A 17,379-nucleotide genomic window follows, 5' to 3' on the forward strand; every position below is an offset into this window, starting at 1 on the left:
TACAATGATAAAACCTACGCAAGAAGTACCTGAGTTAAAATTGCCGTTGATCAATGATACAAAATGGAGTTTGTATGATCAAGATAGTAAAGCATTTACAATGCTTGTTTTCTATAGAGGTCTACATTGCCCCGTTTGTAAAAATTACCTTGAAGCCCTAACAAAAAAATTAAAGGATTTTAGTGATAGAGGTGTTCATTTAATCGCCATAAGTAGCGATAGTGAAGAAAGAGCAAAAAAGGCTGGTAACGAATGGAATATTCCTGAGCTACCCGTTGGTTATAATTTACCTATTGAAACCGCAAGGGAATGGGGGCTATATGTTTCTAAAAAAACATCTGACAAAGAGCCAGATGAATTTTCAGAACCAGGATTGTTCTTAATTAGACCAGATAATACTTTATATGCAAGTGCCATACAGACCATGCCATTTGCAAGACCTAACTGGGACGATATTTTAAACGCAATTGACTACGTTACCAAAAATGATTATCCTGCCAGAGGTGGAGAATAAAAATTTGTGCTTTGTTATAATAGCACGCAACAAAAAAAGTGATTTGATTACTAGGAATTCAAATCACTTTTTTTCTGTTTTCAATCTATGTTAATTTCGTTTATTCTTTCTTCTCTTTCCACTTTTCAAACTTGGCTTTTGCTTCATCGCTCACCATAGGATAAAGCCCGATAATAGGCGTACCTGTCTGTACACTTTCCATTACGAACTCTTCATACATCGTCATATCTAAACATTCATTGGCTACTTCATCTCCAAGATGTGCCGGAATAACCATTACACCATCATCATCACCCAGTATAATATCTCCAGGAAATACCGCAACATCACCACAACCGATCGGATCATTTATAGCAATTGCCTGGTGCAGGGTAAGATTTGTAGGTGCCGATGGTCTATTATGGAAGGATGAAAAATCCAGATCCGCAATTTCCGCAGAATCCCTAAAACCGCCGTCGGTAACAATTCCAGATACCCCACGAACCATTAACCTTGTTACCAATATTGACCCTGCCGATGCCGCTCTTGCATTCTGGCGGCTATCTATAACCAAAACAGCACCTTCTGGACACTGCTCTACTGCTACCCTTTGCAAATGCTTTGGGTCTCTAAATACTGAAATAGGGTTAAGATCTTCCCTTGCCGGTATATAACGTAGGGTATACGCTTCGCCGACCATAGTAGGCCTCCCTAATTTCAACGGTTTAACATGCTGTATAAATTGATTTTTCAATCCTTTTTTAAAAAGACATGTTGCTACAGTAGCGGTACTTACTTTTTTTAATTTGTTTTTTGTAGATGTTGATACTTTGGTCATAATTGCTTCTTCAATAATTTTAATATTCCGCCTTTTTCCATGCTTCTTTGATAAAGGTTAAATCCTTTTTCATTTTAGCGAATACTTCTTTTTTATCCATTTTTATGGTTGTTGCACCATGTTCCGCACCACCAAGATTATATTCTAAATGCAATGACATAGGCACCTTAATTTTATACTTTTTTAGTATAGAGAAATAATGTACAAAATCTACCATTCCCTCTCCTAAAGGGGTATTGATCGGCTGCCATACACCATCTTTTAGACCCCACTTAAAATCTTTGATGACCAAAGATTTTATAAATGGCCGAATACGCCTTAAATCTAACTCCCAACTTTTACCTCCTTCTACTATGGCATGCCTAATATCATACTGACAACCGAGAAAATTAGTATCTGACTTGGCAAAAATAGGTGGCAGATCCCAAATTGGGGCACCTACATGATTACCCGCATGGTTTTGATAACAACCAACCAAACGTAATTGTTTATTTACTTCTGCCAACTTCTTCGCTTGATCAGCAAACTCCTCCATACTTTCATCTATGGTTTTTTCCTCAGGATAAGATAACCAACCGGTACGATAATGTGTAAAACCTAATTGACTTGCGGTCTGTAATACATTCAACTCATTTGGTTGTAAAATATCCCAAACGTTAGTGGTCATCATTTGAGGTTTTAACCCGTACTTCTTCATTGCTTCTACTACGCGAGGCAAATCGTTTGTAACATTATCTGGCAATACATGACCTTTTGGGCGTACGGTTACATCCAATCCATTAAATCCTATTTCTGCCGCTTGTGCAGACATTTCATTGTAATCCAAAAATTGTAAATGTTTGGAGAACAGATTGATTTCCAATTCGTCTTCACTCGTAGCTAATGATGGAAAAAAAGAATTATTTATATGTAGTAACGGTATGCCTGCCAAGGCACTAGCAGATTTTTTCGCGAATTCTCTTCTTGATATCGATTTATTATCATTTCTCATTTTCACCTACTTAAAATTGTTTTACTGCCAGTTTTAATGTTAAAAATTTGGAGGTCTTACAAATATATGTATTTTTGGTCAACCAAACTGGTTAACCAGTTTTGATAAATTGACCTATTTTTTGACGATTAAATCTAATGTCAAATCACAACTAATAACATACACCTGTCACATTACATTTATAGAACAAGATTAACCCCGTTATAATGAAAAAGTATTTTACACTATTAGCTGCCGTCTTACTCCTAATTTCTTGCGGTAAAAAGACCAACGTAAATAATATTACCGTAAAGGATATCAGTGAGCTAAATACGGCATTAGCAAATGCAAAACCTGGTGATGAAATTGTTATGACCAATGGTGATTGGAAAAATGTAAACATTAAGTTTGTAGCCTACGGCAACGAACAGAACCCTATCACCTTAAAAGCCGAAACCCCCGGAGAGGTTAAAATCACAGGAACATCTGACCTTAAAATTGGTGGTGAATATCTTATTGTAGATGGTTTACATTTTGTTAATGGAGCTTCTCCAACAGATGCCGTTATAGATTTTGGTATTGATCAAGATACAGTAGCCAATCACTGCAAAGTAATCAATAGCGCTATTACCGATTTTAATAAGGCGCAAAGGAACATGACCGATTTATGGGTTCGTTTTAGAGGAAGACATAATGAGCTTGACCATTGCTATATTGCAGGAAAATCAAATAGAGGACCAACAGTTAGAATAGATTTAGCAGGAAACAACAGCATCAAAAATTACCATAAGATTACTAACAATTATTTTGGACCCAGACCTCCAAAAGGTGGTCCCAGTGCAGAGACCATTCAACTAGGTAATAGTTTTACATCTATGGCTCCTAGCCATACCTTGGTAGCCAACAACTTTTTTGATCATTGTAATGGCGAGGTAGAGGTTATCTCTAGCAAAACAAATTTCAATGAATTTAGAAACAATGTATTTTATAAAAGTGAAGGATCATTGGTTACCAGACATGGTAACTACTGTATTGTAGATGGTAATATTTTTATTGGTGATGAAAAATCTGAACAAATTGGTGGCGTAAGGCTAATAGGTACGGGTCATTGGGTGACCAATAACTACTTTTATAACTTGAACGGACAAACGTTTAGAAGCCCATTGGCTGTTATGAACGGAATTCCTAAATCTCCATTAAATAGATACTTACAGGTTACAGATGTCGTTGTCGCTAATAATTCTTGGATAAACTGTGTGTCTCCTTGGCAATTTGGCGTAGGATCTAATGTTGACCAAAAAGACATCCTACCAAAATCAGAGATAAGATCGGCTACCCCTATACGTACCATAGTAGCCAATAACCTAATCTATAACGAAACGCCGGACAAACAACCTATAGTCACCCATGATTCCATAGATGGTATTTTGTTCAAGAGCAATATGATCAACAACCAAGGCGGCATTTTCAAAACGGTAGATGGACTCATACAAGAAGATATTGCTATGACCGTTGCCAAAGGAGATATATTAATGCCCGAAAAAACAATGCCCGATTTTAAGCTGTACCACGGCTTTGAATTTGACCAGATCAAAACAGATCTTTTTGGTAGTCCCAGAGCTGATCATAACATGGTAGGCGCAGTTGTAGAAAAGCCATCTGACAAAAGTGATATGATGAATATTTCATTATATGGACCAGAATGGTACAACAAAGACATCGCTAAAAATTCATCGACCAAAACACATACCGCTGCTACCACAACAGCACTTATAAGCGCTTTGTCTTCTGCAAATAGTGGGGATACCATTGTACTATCTGCCGATCGTTATGAGATAAATTCCCCCTTAAAAATCAATAAAAAAATAGTTATTACCGGTCCTTCAAATAACTCAAAGACCACCATACAATATAGTGGAGCATCTAAATCTCCTGCTTTTGAAATGCACCCAAAAGGCGAACTTATGCTTAGAAATGTTCATTTAAATGGTCAAAAAGAACAATACGCTTTTGCTAGTTTAAAAGAAAGCATGTCCAGCTTATACAATCTTACTGTTGAAAACTGTATTATTTCTGACTTTGATTACGTTCTAAAAGCCTATAAATACTCCTTCTCAGAACATATCACTTTTGAATCTACATCGGTATTAAACTGTACAAACGGACTTGAACTATCTGAAGAAACTGATGACAAAGGTGAATACAATGCAGAAAACATAACCATTAACAATAGCACATTTGATGGTGTAACCAGCAATGTGATCGACTATTATAGAGGTGGCTATGATGAATCTACCGTTGGCGGTAATCTAATCATTACCAATAGCACTTTTACGCATTGTGGCTCAAAAGCTGAAGAAGGATTACTACTGAACACCTACGGGATTATCAATGTACACCTTAAAAACAATGAGTTCATAGATAATCCTGTAAAACTTGTTGCACGTCTTTGGGGAGCTAAAAACAATAATGCTTCTGGTAATGAAATTAAAAATTCAGGAGAATTGGTGGTACAAGAGAATTTGCCATTAAAACTAATGTATTAACACATTAAAGCATGAAAAATACGGTAGCCCTTTTCCTTATAGGATTTTCAACAATGCTATGTGCTCAACATATTTCCTCAGATAGCGTTTTAGGTGTAAATGAACTTGCTACTGTTCTTAAACCCGAGACAAAAGCTGAGTTTTCTGAAGAAAACAACATTACGGAAAAACAATTGGCAGCCTATTTTAGAAGAAAGTTCACAGAACGTTATTTCTATGATTACCGCACTGTTGATAATAGACTAGCCCATTACAAAGAGAAGTATCATAATTTTGAGGAGCACAAGAGCAGAGCACAAGACCATATCTCAAAATACGCCGATTCTACCCAATGGGTTTTGCCTTTTAATTATTTAAACGGAGATAAAGTAAATGCTTACGCGCTACGCCATTTAGCCAGACAGCACAAAATGGCAGATATTATTCTCACCTATTTTAATGAGGATAGAGACCCAAAACACATTCAATATTTTGAAACTCAAATGCGCTCCTTAAATACCGCCCTTGAAAGTGGAGCTTATGAAAAAATTGAAGATGGTAACGGAGTGTATGAGGTATTTAGATCCGGATATAGAATACTGAATTGGTTGTGGATCCATAATTTAATCTTGAACGAAGCCGAATATTCAGATAGGGACCAATTAACCACAATAGCTACCCTTCTGCAACACGGGCAACACCTTTACGAAAGAAACCAAGAGTTTCAACCAGGTAACCATCAAACAAGAGGTATGTCGGCTTTGGCAATGTTGTCTATTTTATTGAGGGATTTTGAAGGTACAGAGTTGTGGTACAACACAGCAATGCAGCGCCTTAGTGAGCATTTGGATAAGGAAATCAATGATGATGGGTTTCAATTTGAACGTTCTGTTCATTACCATATGAGCGACATCAATAATTATTATTACATATACCAATTAGCTAAGATCAACAACATAACTATTGATACTTCTTGGAAGAACAAGCTTGAGGGCTTATTCTCTACATTGGCAAAAATAGCTTACCCAGATAAAAGTGCACCTGTATTACAAGACGATACTGAAATTCCTTGGGCAGAAACCAATGATATATCAAAGGTTATGACCCTTGGATATTTATTATTTGAAGATCCTGAGTTTGGGTATTTTGCCTCGGATAATGTAGATGATAGAATGTATTGGTTCTTAAATCAAGATCAGCTGCATTTATTACAAAATATTGAACGTAAGAAACCTTCTTATGGATCTCTTGCGCTAACGGACACTCACTATTACGTTATGCGTGAAGGATGGAATGCAAATGATAAAATGATGATGATTAGTGCCGGATTAGACGAGGACAAACCAGACCACCAACATGGAGATATGCTAGGCATACAAGCCATGGCAAACGGTCATGCCATTCTTCCAAATTATCAGGTTAGGTATTCGCTGAAAGATTTTGAATTATTCAAGAACTCCATGGTTAAGAATGTGGCTTTAGTAGATAACGAGCTACAGGGAAAACAATGGACTTCTAACAAAGGAGGCAGTGGCTTTGGCAAATTTGGTGATTTGCCAAAGCCAACCGTTATTAATTGGACCACGCACAAAGATTATGACCTGTTCATTGGAAAGCATGATGGTTTTGACAACCTAGGTGTTAGTTACTCAAGGCAGGTCATCTCTGTAAAAAATGATTTTTGGATCGTGAAAGACAACTTTTCCTCTAATCAAGAACATGAGTACAAACAAGTTTGGCAAGGACATTATACAAATGAAAATGGATCCAATCTTTTACGGGCTACCGCACCTGACGCTAGCGGACATGACATCTTACAATTATATGCCACAGATACCGTAATCACTTCTGGCAGCAGAGGAAAAAATTGGTCTCAAGTTTCTAAATTGAATAAGAAGAATTTTAGCTTTTTGACCCTTATATATCCGTACAAAGGCTATGACAACAGAATCGATGAGACTAGTGAAACGTTAAATTTGAACGAATGGAACATAAACGCATCTCTTTCCAAAATTCAAAATGCAGGCTATACCAGCATCAGCAAAGAAAACACGGCTTATTTCTTTAATGCAAATAATATCTTGTTCAAAGAACTGAGCGTGAGAACTTCCAAAAATGCGGATTTTATCATTCAAAAAGTTGGAAATACATATCGAATCACTTCTACTAGTGCGGATGAAAATTCTTTTACGGTTTCAAAATTAAAATCACCTGAAGAAACCAAAACCCTACTACCAGGGGAAACTTGGGAATTATAATAGCATCGCCCCTCTATAACAACCCTATTCAACCAATTTACAATAAGGCATTTAGTGAACAAATTTTATTGGAGAAATCACGAAAATCAGCGACCGAATTTCAAAATTTAAATATTACGAAATTGGTAATTGTCCAAGGCATAAATTATCAAAACATAATTAAAAACACCTATAATATGTTAAATATTTGCCAGTCTTACAAATATCCTTATTTTTGGTAAACCAATTTGGTTAACCAGTTTTGCTTTATGAAACCTCATCATCTATTATTATCAGTTTTATGTCTTTGTTTGGTATTCTCCTTTACGCCAAGCGCATCCTCTAACCTGGTGCATACCGTAGAAGAGTTTGAAGCTAAACTAAAACAAGTACAACCTGGAGATAGTATTGTACTCGCTAATGGTGTATGGACAGATGCTGAATTACTTTTTGAAGCGAACGGCACGGCAGAAAACCCAATAACACTTACTGTTGAAGAAATGGGCAAAGTCATTTTATCCGGTGAATCTAACCTAAGAATAGCCGGAGATCATTTAATTGTCAAGGGCTTGGTTTTTAAAAATGGCCACACCCCTACCAATGCTGTAATTTCATTTAGAAAGAGTAGGGAAAAAATGGCAAATAATTGCCGGTTAACCGAATGTGTAATTGATAACTACAACAACCCAGAACGTCAAGTACAGGACTATTGGATCACTATTTTCGGAAAAAATAATAGAATTGACCACAATCACATTGCTGGAAAAAAGAACTTGGGCGTTACCATGATCGTTGGTTTAGATACTGAAGATAGTAGAGCCAATAACCACCAAATTGACCATAATTATTTTGGACCACGCCCTACGTACGGTAATAACGGAGGCGAGACCTTAAGAATTGGAACCAGCCACCATGCATTGGAAAAATCCAACACATTGGTTGAATCCAATTATTTTGACAGAACTAATGGGGAGCATGAAATTATATCGAACAAGTCTTGTAATAACACGTTCAAGTATAATACTTTCTTTGAATGTACCGGCACATTGACTATGCGCCATGGTAATGAAACCTTAGTGGATGGCAATGTGTTCATAGGAAACAACAAACCTAGCACTGGTGGCATTCGTGTAATCAATGAAAGCCAAACCGTAATAAATAACTACCATATTGGCTTAACCGGCTATCGTTTTAGAGGTGCTTTTGTTATGATGAACGGTGTACCAAACTCACCTCCTAATAGATATGTACCTGTTATAGATTCTAAAGTAAACAACAACACATTTGTAAATTGTGATAATATTCTTTTTGGTGCAGGCAGCGACGAAGAAAGAAGTCAGGCTCCAAGGACATCAGAGTTCTCAGAGAACATCATTTATAATGAAAGCAAAAAAGATATTTTCACCATTGATGATGATATTAGCGGCATTACTTTTAAAAATAATATTCTTGGTGAACATTCTGAAACCACTATAGAAGAAGGATTTAAAAATGCCAAAATTAAACTGGTAAAAGACGATAATGGATTATTGATTCCTACTTCTAATAAAATCAAATCGAAAGTATCTATCAGCCCTAAAATTGCAACTAAAGAAAATACAGGTACAACCTGGTATTCTAAAACTGATAATTACGTGACCTTAAACTCTGGCAACGTGATCAATGTTGAAGCTGGCATTAACACGCTGTACGAGGTGGTAAAAACATCAAAACCTGGTGATATTATTCTATTGGAAGATGGTGGTACTTATTTACTGACCAAAGCGGTTAACATTAACCATCCACTTACTTTTAAAACACTAGGTAATGAAAAAGCAACTATTCTCTTTGAAAGAATGATGGCTTTTGAAATACAGAACGGTGGTAGTCTATCACTGGAAAACATCACTTTTGACGGTACAAAATCTCCGGATTACGCAGGTAACGCTGTAATAAGTACCAGCAAAACCAGTATGATAGATAATTACAAACTGTTTATAGAAAAGTGTGAATTCAAAGATATGGTTGTCAACCACTCGTTTGATGTACTGCGTGTTTCTAAAGGAACTTTTGCCGATACCATTAGCATAAAGAACTCTAGCTTTAAGAATATTTCTGGAAGTATTACCGCATTGGATAAAGAAACAGATGACATTGGCGCATATAATGTAGAGTATTTTATAATGAAAAATAACGCTATAAATGATTTACAGGGCGCTGCATTACGATTATACAGAGGCGGTAAAGATGAAAGTACTTTTGGTCCGTTCTTAGAAGTAGAACACAACGTTTTTGACCATGTAGGTTATGGCAAAAAGAACAAATATGAAGCTACCCTTTCATTATACGGCGTGCAGGAAATTGATATCAAGAACAATATTTTTAAGGACAGTAAAGCCATAAACATGCATTTGGTAGTTGGTGAACCTATTGTAAAAGTTCTCAACAACGCTTTAAGCAATTCAGAAAAACTGATCGTTACCGGAGATCAAAAATATCATGTAGAAAATCAGTGGCAACTTACCCCTGATTTTAAAGAAAGTAGCAATTATTCATTAAGTACAGACTCCCCTTTAAAAGGTAAAGGTACCGATGGCAAAGACTTAGGTCTTATTAAAAATTAACAACAAGAATGACCAAAAACATAACAACAATACAAGTAATTATTTGCTGCATTTTTCTTTGTTTCAGCACAATGGCCCAAGAGCACCCCAGCTTGATTCTTACCAAAGCCGGCGTTCAAAATATACGGGCAGAACTGGGTAATGTTCCCCTCTTTGATGCATCGCTAGAAAAGTTAAAACAAGAGGTTGATGCAGAGATTGCACTAGGTATTGACACTCCGGTGCCACAAGATTATTCCGGTGGTTATACACATGAACGTCATAAACGTAATATGGTGGTCATGCAGCAAGCAGGTGTTCTCTATCAAATTTTAGATGATGCAAAGTATGCCAAATATGTAAAAGACATGCTTATGCAGTATGAAGCAATGTACAAGACCTTACCCTTACACCCTAAAACAAGGTCGTACGCAAGAGGTAAATTATTTTGGCAATGTTTAAATGACTCTAATTGGCTGGTCTATGTTAGTCAGGCATATGATTGCATTTATGATTATTTGGATAAAGCCGAAAGAAAGAAACTTGAAAAAAATCTTTTTAGACCTTTTGCCGACCATATATCCGTAGATAGTCCGCAATTCTATCAAAGAGTACACAACCACAGCACATGGGGTAATGCCGCCGTAGGTATGATAGGCTTGGTCATGAACGATAAAGAATTGATTGATCGCGCCTTATATGGCATAAAAGGGGTCAGTTTAGATAAGACAGCAAAAGATGATGATGGCGGTTTCTTAAATAAGGATGGTAAGGCAGGATTTTTAGCAAACATAGAAGAACCATTTTCCCCGGATGGTTATTATAACGAAGGTCCATATTATCAACGTTATGCCATGTATCCATTTCTAATTTTTGCGGAAGGATTGCATAATGTAAAACCTGAACTTAAAATTTTTGAATACAAAGACGGCGTGTTGTTAAAATCTATAGATGCACTTCTGAATTTATCTGACGCAGACGGTGATTTCTTCCCCCTTAACGACGGTCAAAAAGGAATGTCCTATTATAATAACGCATTGGTTACAGCCGTAGATATTTCTTATTATTTTGGCAATCAAGACCCTGGTCTTTTGAGTATTGCCGCTAAACAGAACAAAGTTTTGCTAGATGATACCGGACTTGCCGTTGCCTTAGGTGTTAAGAATGGAAAAGCGGAGCCTTTTGAAAAAAAATCCATCAACCTGTCTGATGGACCAGAAGGCAAACAAGGTGGTGTGGGAATTCTAAGAAGCGATGGATTAGAACTTGTTTTTAAATATGCTTCTCAAGGATCTAGTCACGGTCATTATGATAAACTTTCATATTCTTATTATGAAAATGGAGATGAAGTATTACAGGATTACGGATTGGCACGTTTTGTAAATATTGAACAAAAAGGGGGTGGCAATTATCTAAAAGAGAACAAAACTTGGGCAAAACAAACCGTTGCACATAACACGCTGGTTCAAAATGAACAGTCTCATTACCAAGGAAAATATGATATAGGTAGCAAATATCACCCAAATTTGTACCTATTTGATAGCTCTCAAAATAATATTCAAATTGTTAGTGCTTCAGAAACAAATGCCTATCCTGGAACAAAAATGCATAGGACCATGGCCATCATTAAACAAGATGGATTTGAAAAACCGTTTATGTTGGATATTCTAAAAGTGACATCGGACAGTACAAACCAATATGACCTTCCATTCTATTTTATGGGACAAGTAGTAAAAACCAATGTAGACTATAAAATCCCCAATACCCTTGAACCTTTAGGTGAACATAACGGCTACCAACATTTATGGTTGGAAGGTACCGGAATAACAAATAACGAAAACACAAAATTCAGTTGGCTGGACAATGGTAGATTTTACACCATGACATCAGCTACATTACCAAATGATGAATTAAAATTGGTTAGAATTGGTGCCAACGATCCTGAATTTAATTTAAGGAGAGAAGCAGGTGTAATTTTACGTAGAAAAGACACCAACAATACATTGTTTGTTTCTACAATTGAATCTCATGGTAGTTATAGTCCGGTTTCGGAATTAGCTATAAACTCTAACAGTAACATCAAAGAATTGAAAGTTGTAGTAGATACCGCAGCATATACTGCAATTGAGATTACAGCTATTAATGACGAAACAAGCCTATTTATTATAGCCAATACAAACAACTCTAAGGAAGCTGAACATAAATTAAAAATTAACGATAAGAATTATGAATGGTCAGGTTCTTATCACTTTAACAAATAATAACAGAAATAGATTATGAAAAGATTTAGTGAAAAATATGTCATTGCAAAAGATATGGAATGGGAAGTTCTTGGTGGCGGAGTATCAAGAAAATTCTTAGGCTATGACAACCAAATTATGATGGTAAGAGTTAAATTCGACAAAGGAGCACTAGGGGCTCCACATCAACATTTTCATACACAGGCTACTTATTGTGTGTCAGGAAAATTCGAATTTGAAATTGACGGTGTAAAGCAAATTGTAGAAGCGGGAGACGGTGTTTATATCGAGCCAAATTTACTTCATAGCGCAGTTTGCCTTGAAGAAGGAGAACTTATTGATACTTTCAGCCCTGTAAGAGAAGATTTCTTAACAGGTGAGGGTCCATCTTACTTTGGTGACAAAAAATAATTAAGATATATATTTCTATTAACGCTACATTTTGCATTGGTTACGCCCCCTTTTATGACCCTTGCCATAAAGCATCAATATTAAAATTGTTACGAATGTAGTGTACCATTTTAATTCGTTTTCATAGCGATAACGAATATCAATTTAAAAGCTGAACCAAAAAATAATGGCAACAGACAATTTACCCCTTTTAGGAAAGATAAAACGAAGCCTTAAAAATTTTGGTCCAGCTTTTTTTATTATTGGCTATGTAGTAGGAACAGGAAGCGTAACCTCTATGGTGGTTTCCGGTGCCAAATATGGCCTTAGCCTATCGTGGGCGCTATTACTATCATGCTTTTTTACATATTTTCTTCTTGTAGCCATAAGTAAATTGACCATAGTTTCTGGGGATACCTTAATGTTTAATTTCAAAAAGACATTTGGTAAGCCATTAACTATATTTATAATTACGGCCCTACTCGTCTCTATAGTTTCTTCATGTATAGGTGTAATGGGTGTTGTAGCAGAAGTTACCATGGAATGGATTTCAGTAAAAACAGAAATCTCTTTTCTTAACGGTCCTATGGTATCCATTTTCTTTATTGCATTGCTTATTGCTCTTTTCTGGACCGGAAAACACGAAAATTTTATAAAAGCAATGAGTATAATGGTCGGTTTTATGGCGCTAGCCTTCATTATAACCAGTTTTATGGTCGTTAATGAAGCAGGTACTTCTATCACCGAATTTTTTCCGGAGCTACCCAAAGGGGATAATAACGGATTAGTTATTGCCGGTATTGTAGGTACCACAATGGCTGGTGTATGTTTAGCCTCTAGAAGTATTTTGGTTCAAGAACAAAATTGGGGTTTAAAGGATTTAAAGACTGAAAATAAAGATGCCATGTCATCTATGATCATGACATTCTTTATTAGTCTTGCCATTATGATCAGTGCTACCGGAACATTATATTTTAAAGGCGCACCGGTAGATGATGCAACTGACATGATGCATGCCTTAGGACCTTGGGCTGGAGATTTTGCCTTAACCCTGTTCACACTAGGTATTATTGGGGCAGGTTTATCTTCCATATTCCCTAACCTACTTCTTTTCCCATGGCTGGTGGCAGATTACACCAATACAGAGCGTGACATGAAAAAACCGCTTTATAAACTTATAGTTGTTTTAGTGGCGTTATCCGGTCTAATTGTTCCTGTTCTAGGAGGTAAACCAGTATGGATCTTAATAGCCTCGCAAGCTTTGAGTCCGTTTGTAATGCCATTGATCACATTGTTTTTACTTATTCTTTTAAATAAAGAAACGATTATGAAAGAACATAAAATTAGCTTGTGGATGAATCTTGCTTTAGGTGCCACCTTCATTTTCAATTGCTATATGCTTTATGTAGCCTTAAACGGGTTTATTGATTTTATTCAATAACACGTTCAAATTACACTACAATTGAATATTTAATCTTATGAAATACATATCTCTGGTATTAACCATGTTATTCCTTCTGGCATCATGTAAAAAGAATATCGGAAATAACGGCATTTATGTTGAAAATGCCACGGAACTAAAGAACGCTATCGAGCAGTCCAAACCAGGAGATAACATTATACTTTCTAATGGAATTTGGAAAAATACCGGAATTACCTTCTACGCCCACGGCACCAAAGACAAGCCTATCTCAATTATTGCAGAAACACCGGGCAAGGTATTTCTAGAAGGCAATTCATACCTACATTTGGGTGGTGAACATTTACACGTTAGCGGACTCTATTTTAGAAATGGTTACTCGCCTAATAGTTCTATCATACGGTTTATGATCAATGAAGACAGTGTTGCCAATTACTGCCGAGTAACCAATACCGTTATAAAAGATTTTAACCAACCCAATAGATACACTAATGATAGGTGGATAGAATTTTATGGCAAGCACAACAGTTTTGACCACAACTTTGTCTCCGGAAAATCTAATGACGGAGAGACTTTACGGGTTTTCTTTACAGGAAACCAGCATATAAACAACCACCATCAAATTACACATAATTATTTTGGACCGCGCCCTAGAAAAGGTGGACCAAGAGCGGAAACCATACGCATTGGCGATAGCAAAACCCGTTTTGCCCCTGGTTATGTGAATGTATCCCACAACTATTTTGAAGCTTGCAACGGGGAGGTGGAAATCATCTCCGATAAAACCAATTTTAATATTTTCAATAGAAATATTTTTTACAAATCTGAGGGGTCTTTAGTACTAAGACATAGTAATTATGCCAAAGTAAACGGAAACATTTTTATTGGGGGCGACGATTCTGATTTTTATGGTGGTATAAGGGTAGTGAACTCCGGACATTCTATTACCAATAATTACTTCTATAAAATTAAAGGGCAAGAATTCAGGTCTCCACTTGCTATTATGAACGGTATTCCCATGACACCTTTGAACCGTTACCTACAAGTATCTGATGTAGTCATAGCCAATAACACTTGGATAGACTGCAAATCACCTTGGCAAATAGGAATTGGAGAAAATATAGAAAGTGCCAGTGTATTGCCTGCCAGTGAAATTAGATCCGCACCACCAATTAGGTCTATTGTAACCAATAATCTTATTTATAATACAAGAATTGATAAATTACCTGTAATTAACCATAGCGAAATGAATGGGATTAAATTCCATAACAACGTGATTGACAATAATGGTGAAACGTATTCCGAATTTAATGTGCTAAAGAACGGTAACCTTAAGATGAAAAAGGTCAACGAATGGCTTTATATATCTGCAGATATTAACGATCCTATTTTAAGCGACACATATATTGGAAATGATGTACCGCTCATTGAAACCGATCTTTTTGGATCTCGTAGAAAAGATAAAAATAGAATAGGTGCCATTAACCAGTTATCCCTTGCTGAAGAGTTTGTAATTGACAAAAACAAATACGGACCAGATTGGTTCTCCCCAAAAAATGTTACACATGAACCTAAAATCATTAAAGCAACAGCCACTAAAGGAGATTTAACCCGTAAAATTGAGCAAGCCCAGTCTGGGGATATTATTGAATTAATAGATGCGGCTTACCATATTGAAAAACCATTATCTATAGATAAAGACATCACACTACGTTCTAAAGATTCTACAAATAAAGCGCAAATACTATTTTCAGGTGCTACCGATAGTGTTGCCTTTAATATGATGCCAAAAGGACATCTTAAGTTAAAGGATCTTCATATAAAAGGCCTAGACCATATAATTGCTTTTTCTCCTTTAAAAGATCAAATGTCATCTGCCTATACTGTGGATGTAGACAATAGTAAGATAGAGAATTTTGCATTTATCATAAAAGCGTACAAAGGCTCATTTGCAAACAACATCACACTTAAAAACACCCTGTTTAAAAATTGCTCTAATGGTATTGTTCTAGCCGCAGATTTAAAAGGAGATTATAATGCGGAAATGGTATTAATTGACCATTGTACGTTTCTTAATATCGATAAAAACGTTATTGATTTCTTTAGGGACGGATATGATGAATCAACTATTGGCGGTCATTTAACCGTTACCAACAGCAATTTTACTGCCTGCGGAAAGCTTGAAAAAAGTAGTATTCTTCTCAAAACAAAAGGAATTATCAACGTCTTGTTAGCTAATAATACTTTTAAAGAAAACCCTGTTGATTATGCAGCATTATTATGGGGAGAAAAGAATAACCACTATACAAACAATACTTTTATTAAATCTGGAGGAATTAAGGTTGAAGAACAACAAAAACTAAAAATTCTTTATTAAAAGTACTTAAAGTTCAAGCTGCTCTACAATTACTTATTTGGAAAACATCAACTATTTAGGCGGATAGCAAAGTAATATTTTCGATGCTATTTTTGATTTAAAAACGACCTCCTCTATAGCTGCCGAGAAAAATATTTCATCTCCCTGAGCAAAACTATACTCCTTACCTCCACTAATGATGGTACCCTCACCGTAATAAATAACAGCAACAAAAAAACTACCATTAGCTTTTAAGGAATGTTCACCATTTACAGTTAAATCCAATTCACTTAAACCAAAGCAATCTGTATGGCTTTCATTAAATATTGTATTCAGGGTATGTTTATCAGATGAGTCTATTGTCTTTGGAGACACTTTCCACCTTTTCAACGCCTCTTCATAAGAACAACCATCATAATGAAAACAGTCTAGCATATTTTGCTCACCAACACCTTGGTGTATTAACTCATCGGAAATTGTTAATCCCGCGGGAGTCACTTTTTCCACTCGCATAGTATAATCCGTAGGCTCTTGTACTTCCATTAAAAAACACCCACTACCAATGGCATGTGGCACTCCGCCATAAATCATATAAGCATCACCAGGGTTCACCTCTATTTTATGAAGGCAATCTAGCATACCTTCAATATCTTGATTTTTAAATAAGATTTCCCACTGTTCTCGGGTCACTCCTTCTTTAAACCCCATGTAAATGACACTCTTTTCGCCATTTATTTCACGTTTGTTCAATACATACCAAGATTCTGTTTTTCCAAAAGCGGAATCTAACATGGTTTTAGCATAGTCTTTATCCGGGTGTACCTGTATGGTTAATCGCTCCTTTGAGTCCAACATTTTTATCAGCACACCGGTAGTGCCAAATTTATCCGCCAAAGCCTTACCTAAATAAAGTTCTTTATTAGACGCTACCAATTCCTTTAAAGAATAAGTTCCCGAAAGTGTTTGGACCATAGACAGACCTTCATTTTCAGGTCTACCCTTACCCCTAGCCGTCACTGTTGACATTATCCACTCCTCTGGCATGCTCCCATCAACCTCTGGAGAATCTTTTTTCCATTTATCGATTAAGGCGCCACCTTCATATGTTCTCCAAACCCTGTTTGAAAATTGTTTTAACGGTATATAAGCATATTGCTGAAAATCGGTATTCATATTCATGTTTTAATATGTGTTTAGAAAAATCAAAAAGACCTATGAAAATCAAATATTTTGAATTCAAGGATTATTATTAAAAAGTAAAAACAATTGAAATTTCAGTGTAGAAAACCGTTCAAATTTAAGAATTAAAATACAGAATTTAGATAAAA

The 17,379-nt window shown here is 36.1% G+C and carries 11 protein-coding genes; 8 read left to right on the top strand and 3 right to left on the bottom strand.

The genetic code is table 11. The features are described 5' to 3' along the window. The first annotated feature begins 4 nt into the window (after positions 1-4). A complete protein-coding gene (locus tag VBZ51_RS05330; protein WP_058105204.1) occupies positions 5-514 on the top strand; it encodes a peroxiredoxin-like family protein in 510 nt (169 codons plus the stop codon). A gap of 100 nt (positions 515-614) precedes the next feature. Here the strand turns inward: VBZ51_RS05330 and VBZ51_RS05335 are convergent, their stop codons facing one another. Together VBZ51_RS05335 and VBZ51_RS05340 are read right to left on the bottom strand one after the other, a co-directional pair. Beyond that, positions 615-1,331 carry a ribonuclease activity regulator RraA gene (locus VBZ51_RS05335; protein ID WP_416576298.1) on the bottom strand — a complete coding sequence of 239 codons (717 nt, stop codon included), beginning with the start codon at positions 1,329-1,331 and terminating at the stop codon, positions 615-617. 19 nt (positions 1,332-1,350) lie between these two features. Continuing rightward, a complete protein-coding gene (locus tag VBZ51_RS05340; RefSeq protein WP_416576299.1) occupies positions 1,351-2,322 on the bottom strand; it encodes a sugar phosphate isomerase/epimerase family protein in 972 nt (323 codons plus the stop codon). Between the two features lie 206 nt (positions 2,323-2,528). Here VBZ51_RS05340 and VBZ51_RS05345 point away from each other — a divergent pair, with 206 nt between their 5' ends. The 7 genes from VBZ51_RS05345 to VBZ51_RS05375 all read left to right on the top strand — a co-directional run bounded on the left by VBZ51_RS05345 (position 2,529) and on the right by VBZ51_RS05375 (position 16,072). After that, positions 2,529-4,847 (top strand): chondroitinase-B domain-containing protein, encoded by a 2,319-nt coding sequence (locus VBZ51_RS05345; protein WP_416576300.1) that lies wholly within the window; start codon positions 2,529-2,531, stop codon positions 4,845-4,847. Positions 4,848-4,858: 11 nt separating this feature from the next. Next, complete coding sequence (locus VBZ51_RS05350) at positions 4,859-7,084, top strand: heparinase II/III family protein (protein ID WP_416576301.1); 2,226 nt, start codon at positions 4,859-4,861, stop codon at positions 7,082-7,084. A 248-nt stretch (positions 7,085-7,332) separates the two neighbouring features. Then, positions 7,333-9,666, top strand: a complete 2,334-nt coding sequence (locus VBZ51_RS05355; RefSeq protein ID WP_416576302.1) for a chondroitinase-B domain-containing protein — start codon at positions 7,333-7,335, stop codon at positions 9,664-9,666. 71 nt (positions 9,667-9,737) lie between these two features. Then, the gene (locus VBZ51_RS05360; RefSeq protein ID WP_416576303.1) at positions 9,738-11,906 is read left to right on the top strand and encodes an alginate lyase family protein; all 2,169 of its coding nucleotides are present in this window, start codon (positions 9,738-9,740) and stop codon (positions 11,904-11,906) included. Positions 11,907-11,921: 15 nt separating this feature from the next. Then, positions 11,922-12,296, top strand: a complete 375-nt coding sequence (locus VBZ51_RS05365; RefSeq protein WP_058105197.1) for a cupin domain-containing protein — start codon at positions 11,922-11,924, stop codon at positions 12,294-12,296. Between the two features lie 166 nt (positions 12,297-12,462). Further along, positions 12,463-13,716, top strand: coding sequence for an Nramp family divalent metal transporter (locus VBZ51_RS05370; protein WP_286813750.1), 1,254 nt, complete (start codon positions 12,463-12,465; stop codon positions 13,714-13,716). Between the two features lie 37 nt (positions 13,717-13,753). After that, complete coding sequence (locus tag VBZ51_RS05375; RefSeq protein ID WP_416576304.1) at positions 13,754-16,072, top strand: chondroitinase-B domain-containing protein; 2,319 nt, start codon at positions 13,754-13,756, stop codon at positions 16,070-16,072. A 51-nt stretch (positions 16,073-16,123) separates the two neighbouring features. On the opposite strand, the gene VBZ51_RS05380 is transcribed toward VBZ51_RS05375, so the two are convergent. Further along, positions 16,124-17,224, bottom strand: coding sequence for a type I phosphomannose isomerase catalytic subunit (locus tag VBZ51_RS05380; protein WP_416576305.1), 1,101 nt, complete (start codon positions 17,222-17,224; stop codon positions 16,124-16,126). Positions 17,225-17,379 lie beyond the last annotated feature (155 nt).

It is taken from the genome of Maribacter sp. HS, assembly GCF_048059195.1.
In the GTDB taxonomy this organism is placed as follows: domain Bacteria; phylum Bacteroidota; class Bacteroidia; order Flavobacteriales; family Flavobacteriaceae; genus Maribacter; species Maribacter dokdonensis.

Bases quoted from the DNA above. Each gene is read 5' to 3' on its own strand.
- VBZ51_RS05330 (WP_058105204.1), top strand. From the start codon at position 5: ATGATAAAACCTACGCAAGAAGTACCTGAGTTAAAATTGCCGTTGATC.
- VBZ51_RS05335 (WP_416576298.1), bottom strand. From the start codon at position 1,331: ATGACCAAAGTATCAACATCTACAAAAAACAAATTAAAAAAAGTAAGT.
- VBZ51_RS05340 (WP_416576299.1), bottom strand. From the start codon at position 2,322: ATGAGAAATGATAATAAATCGATATCAAGAAGAGAATTCGCGAAAAAA.
- VBZ51_RS05345 (WP_416576300.1), top strand. From the start codon at position 2,529: ATGAAAAAGTATTTTACACTATTAGCTGCCGTCTTACTCCTAATTTCT.
- VBZ51_RS05350 (WP_416576301.1), top strand. From the start codon at position 4,859: ATGAAAAATACGGTAGCCCTTTTCCTTATAGGATTTTCAACAATGCTA.
- VBZ51_RS05355 (WP_416576302.1), top strand. From the start codon at position 7,333: ATGAAACCTCATCATCTATTATTATCAGTTTTATGTCTTTGTTTGGTA.
- VBZ51_RS05360 (WP_416576303.1), top strand. From the start codon at position 9,738: ATGGCCCAAGAGCACCCCAGCTTGATTCTTACCAAAGCCGGCGTTCAA.
- VBZ51_RS05365 (WP_058105197.1), top strand. From the start codon at position 11,922: ATGAAAAGATTTAGTGAAAAATATGTCATTGCAAAAGATATGGAATGG.
- VBZ51_RS05370 (WP_286813750.1), top strand. From the start codon at position 12,463: ATGGCAACAGACAATTTACCCCTTTTAGGAAAGATAAAACGAAGCCTT.
- VBZ51_RS05375 (WP_416576304.1), top strand. From the start codon at position 13,754: ATGAAATACATATCTCTGGTATTAACCATGTTATTCCTTCTGGCATCA.
- VBZ51_RS05380 (WP_416576305.1), bottom strand. From the start codon at position 17,224: ATGAATACCGATTTTCAGCAATATGCTTATATACCGTTAAAACAATTT.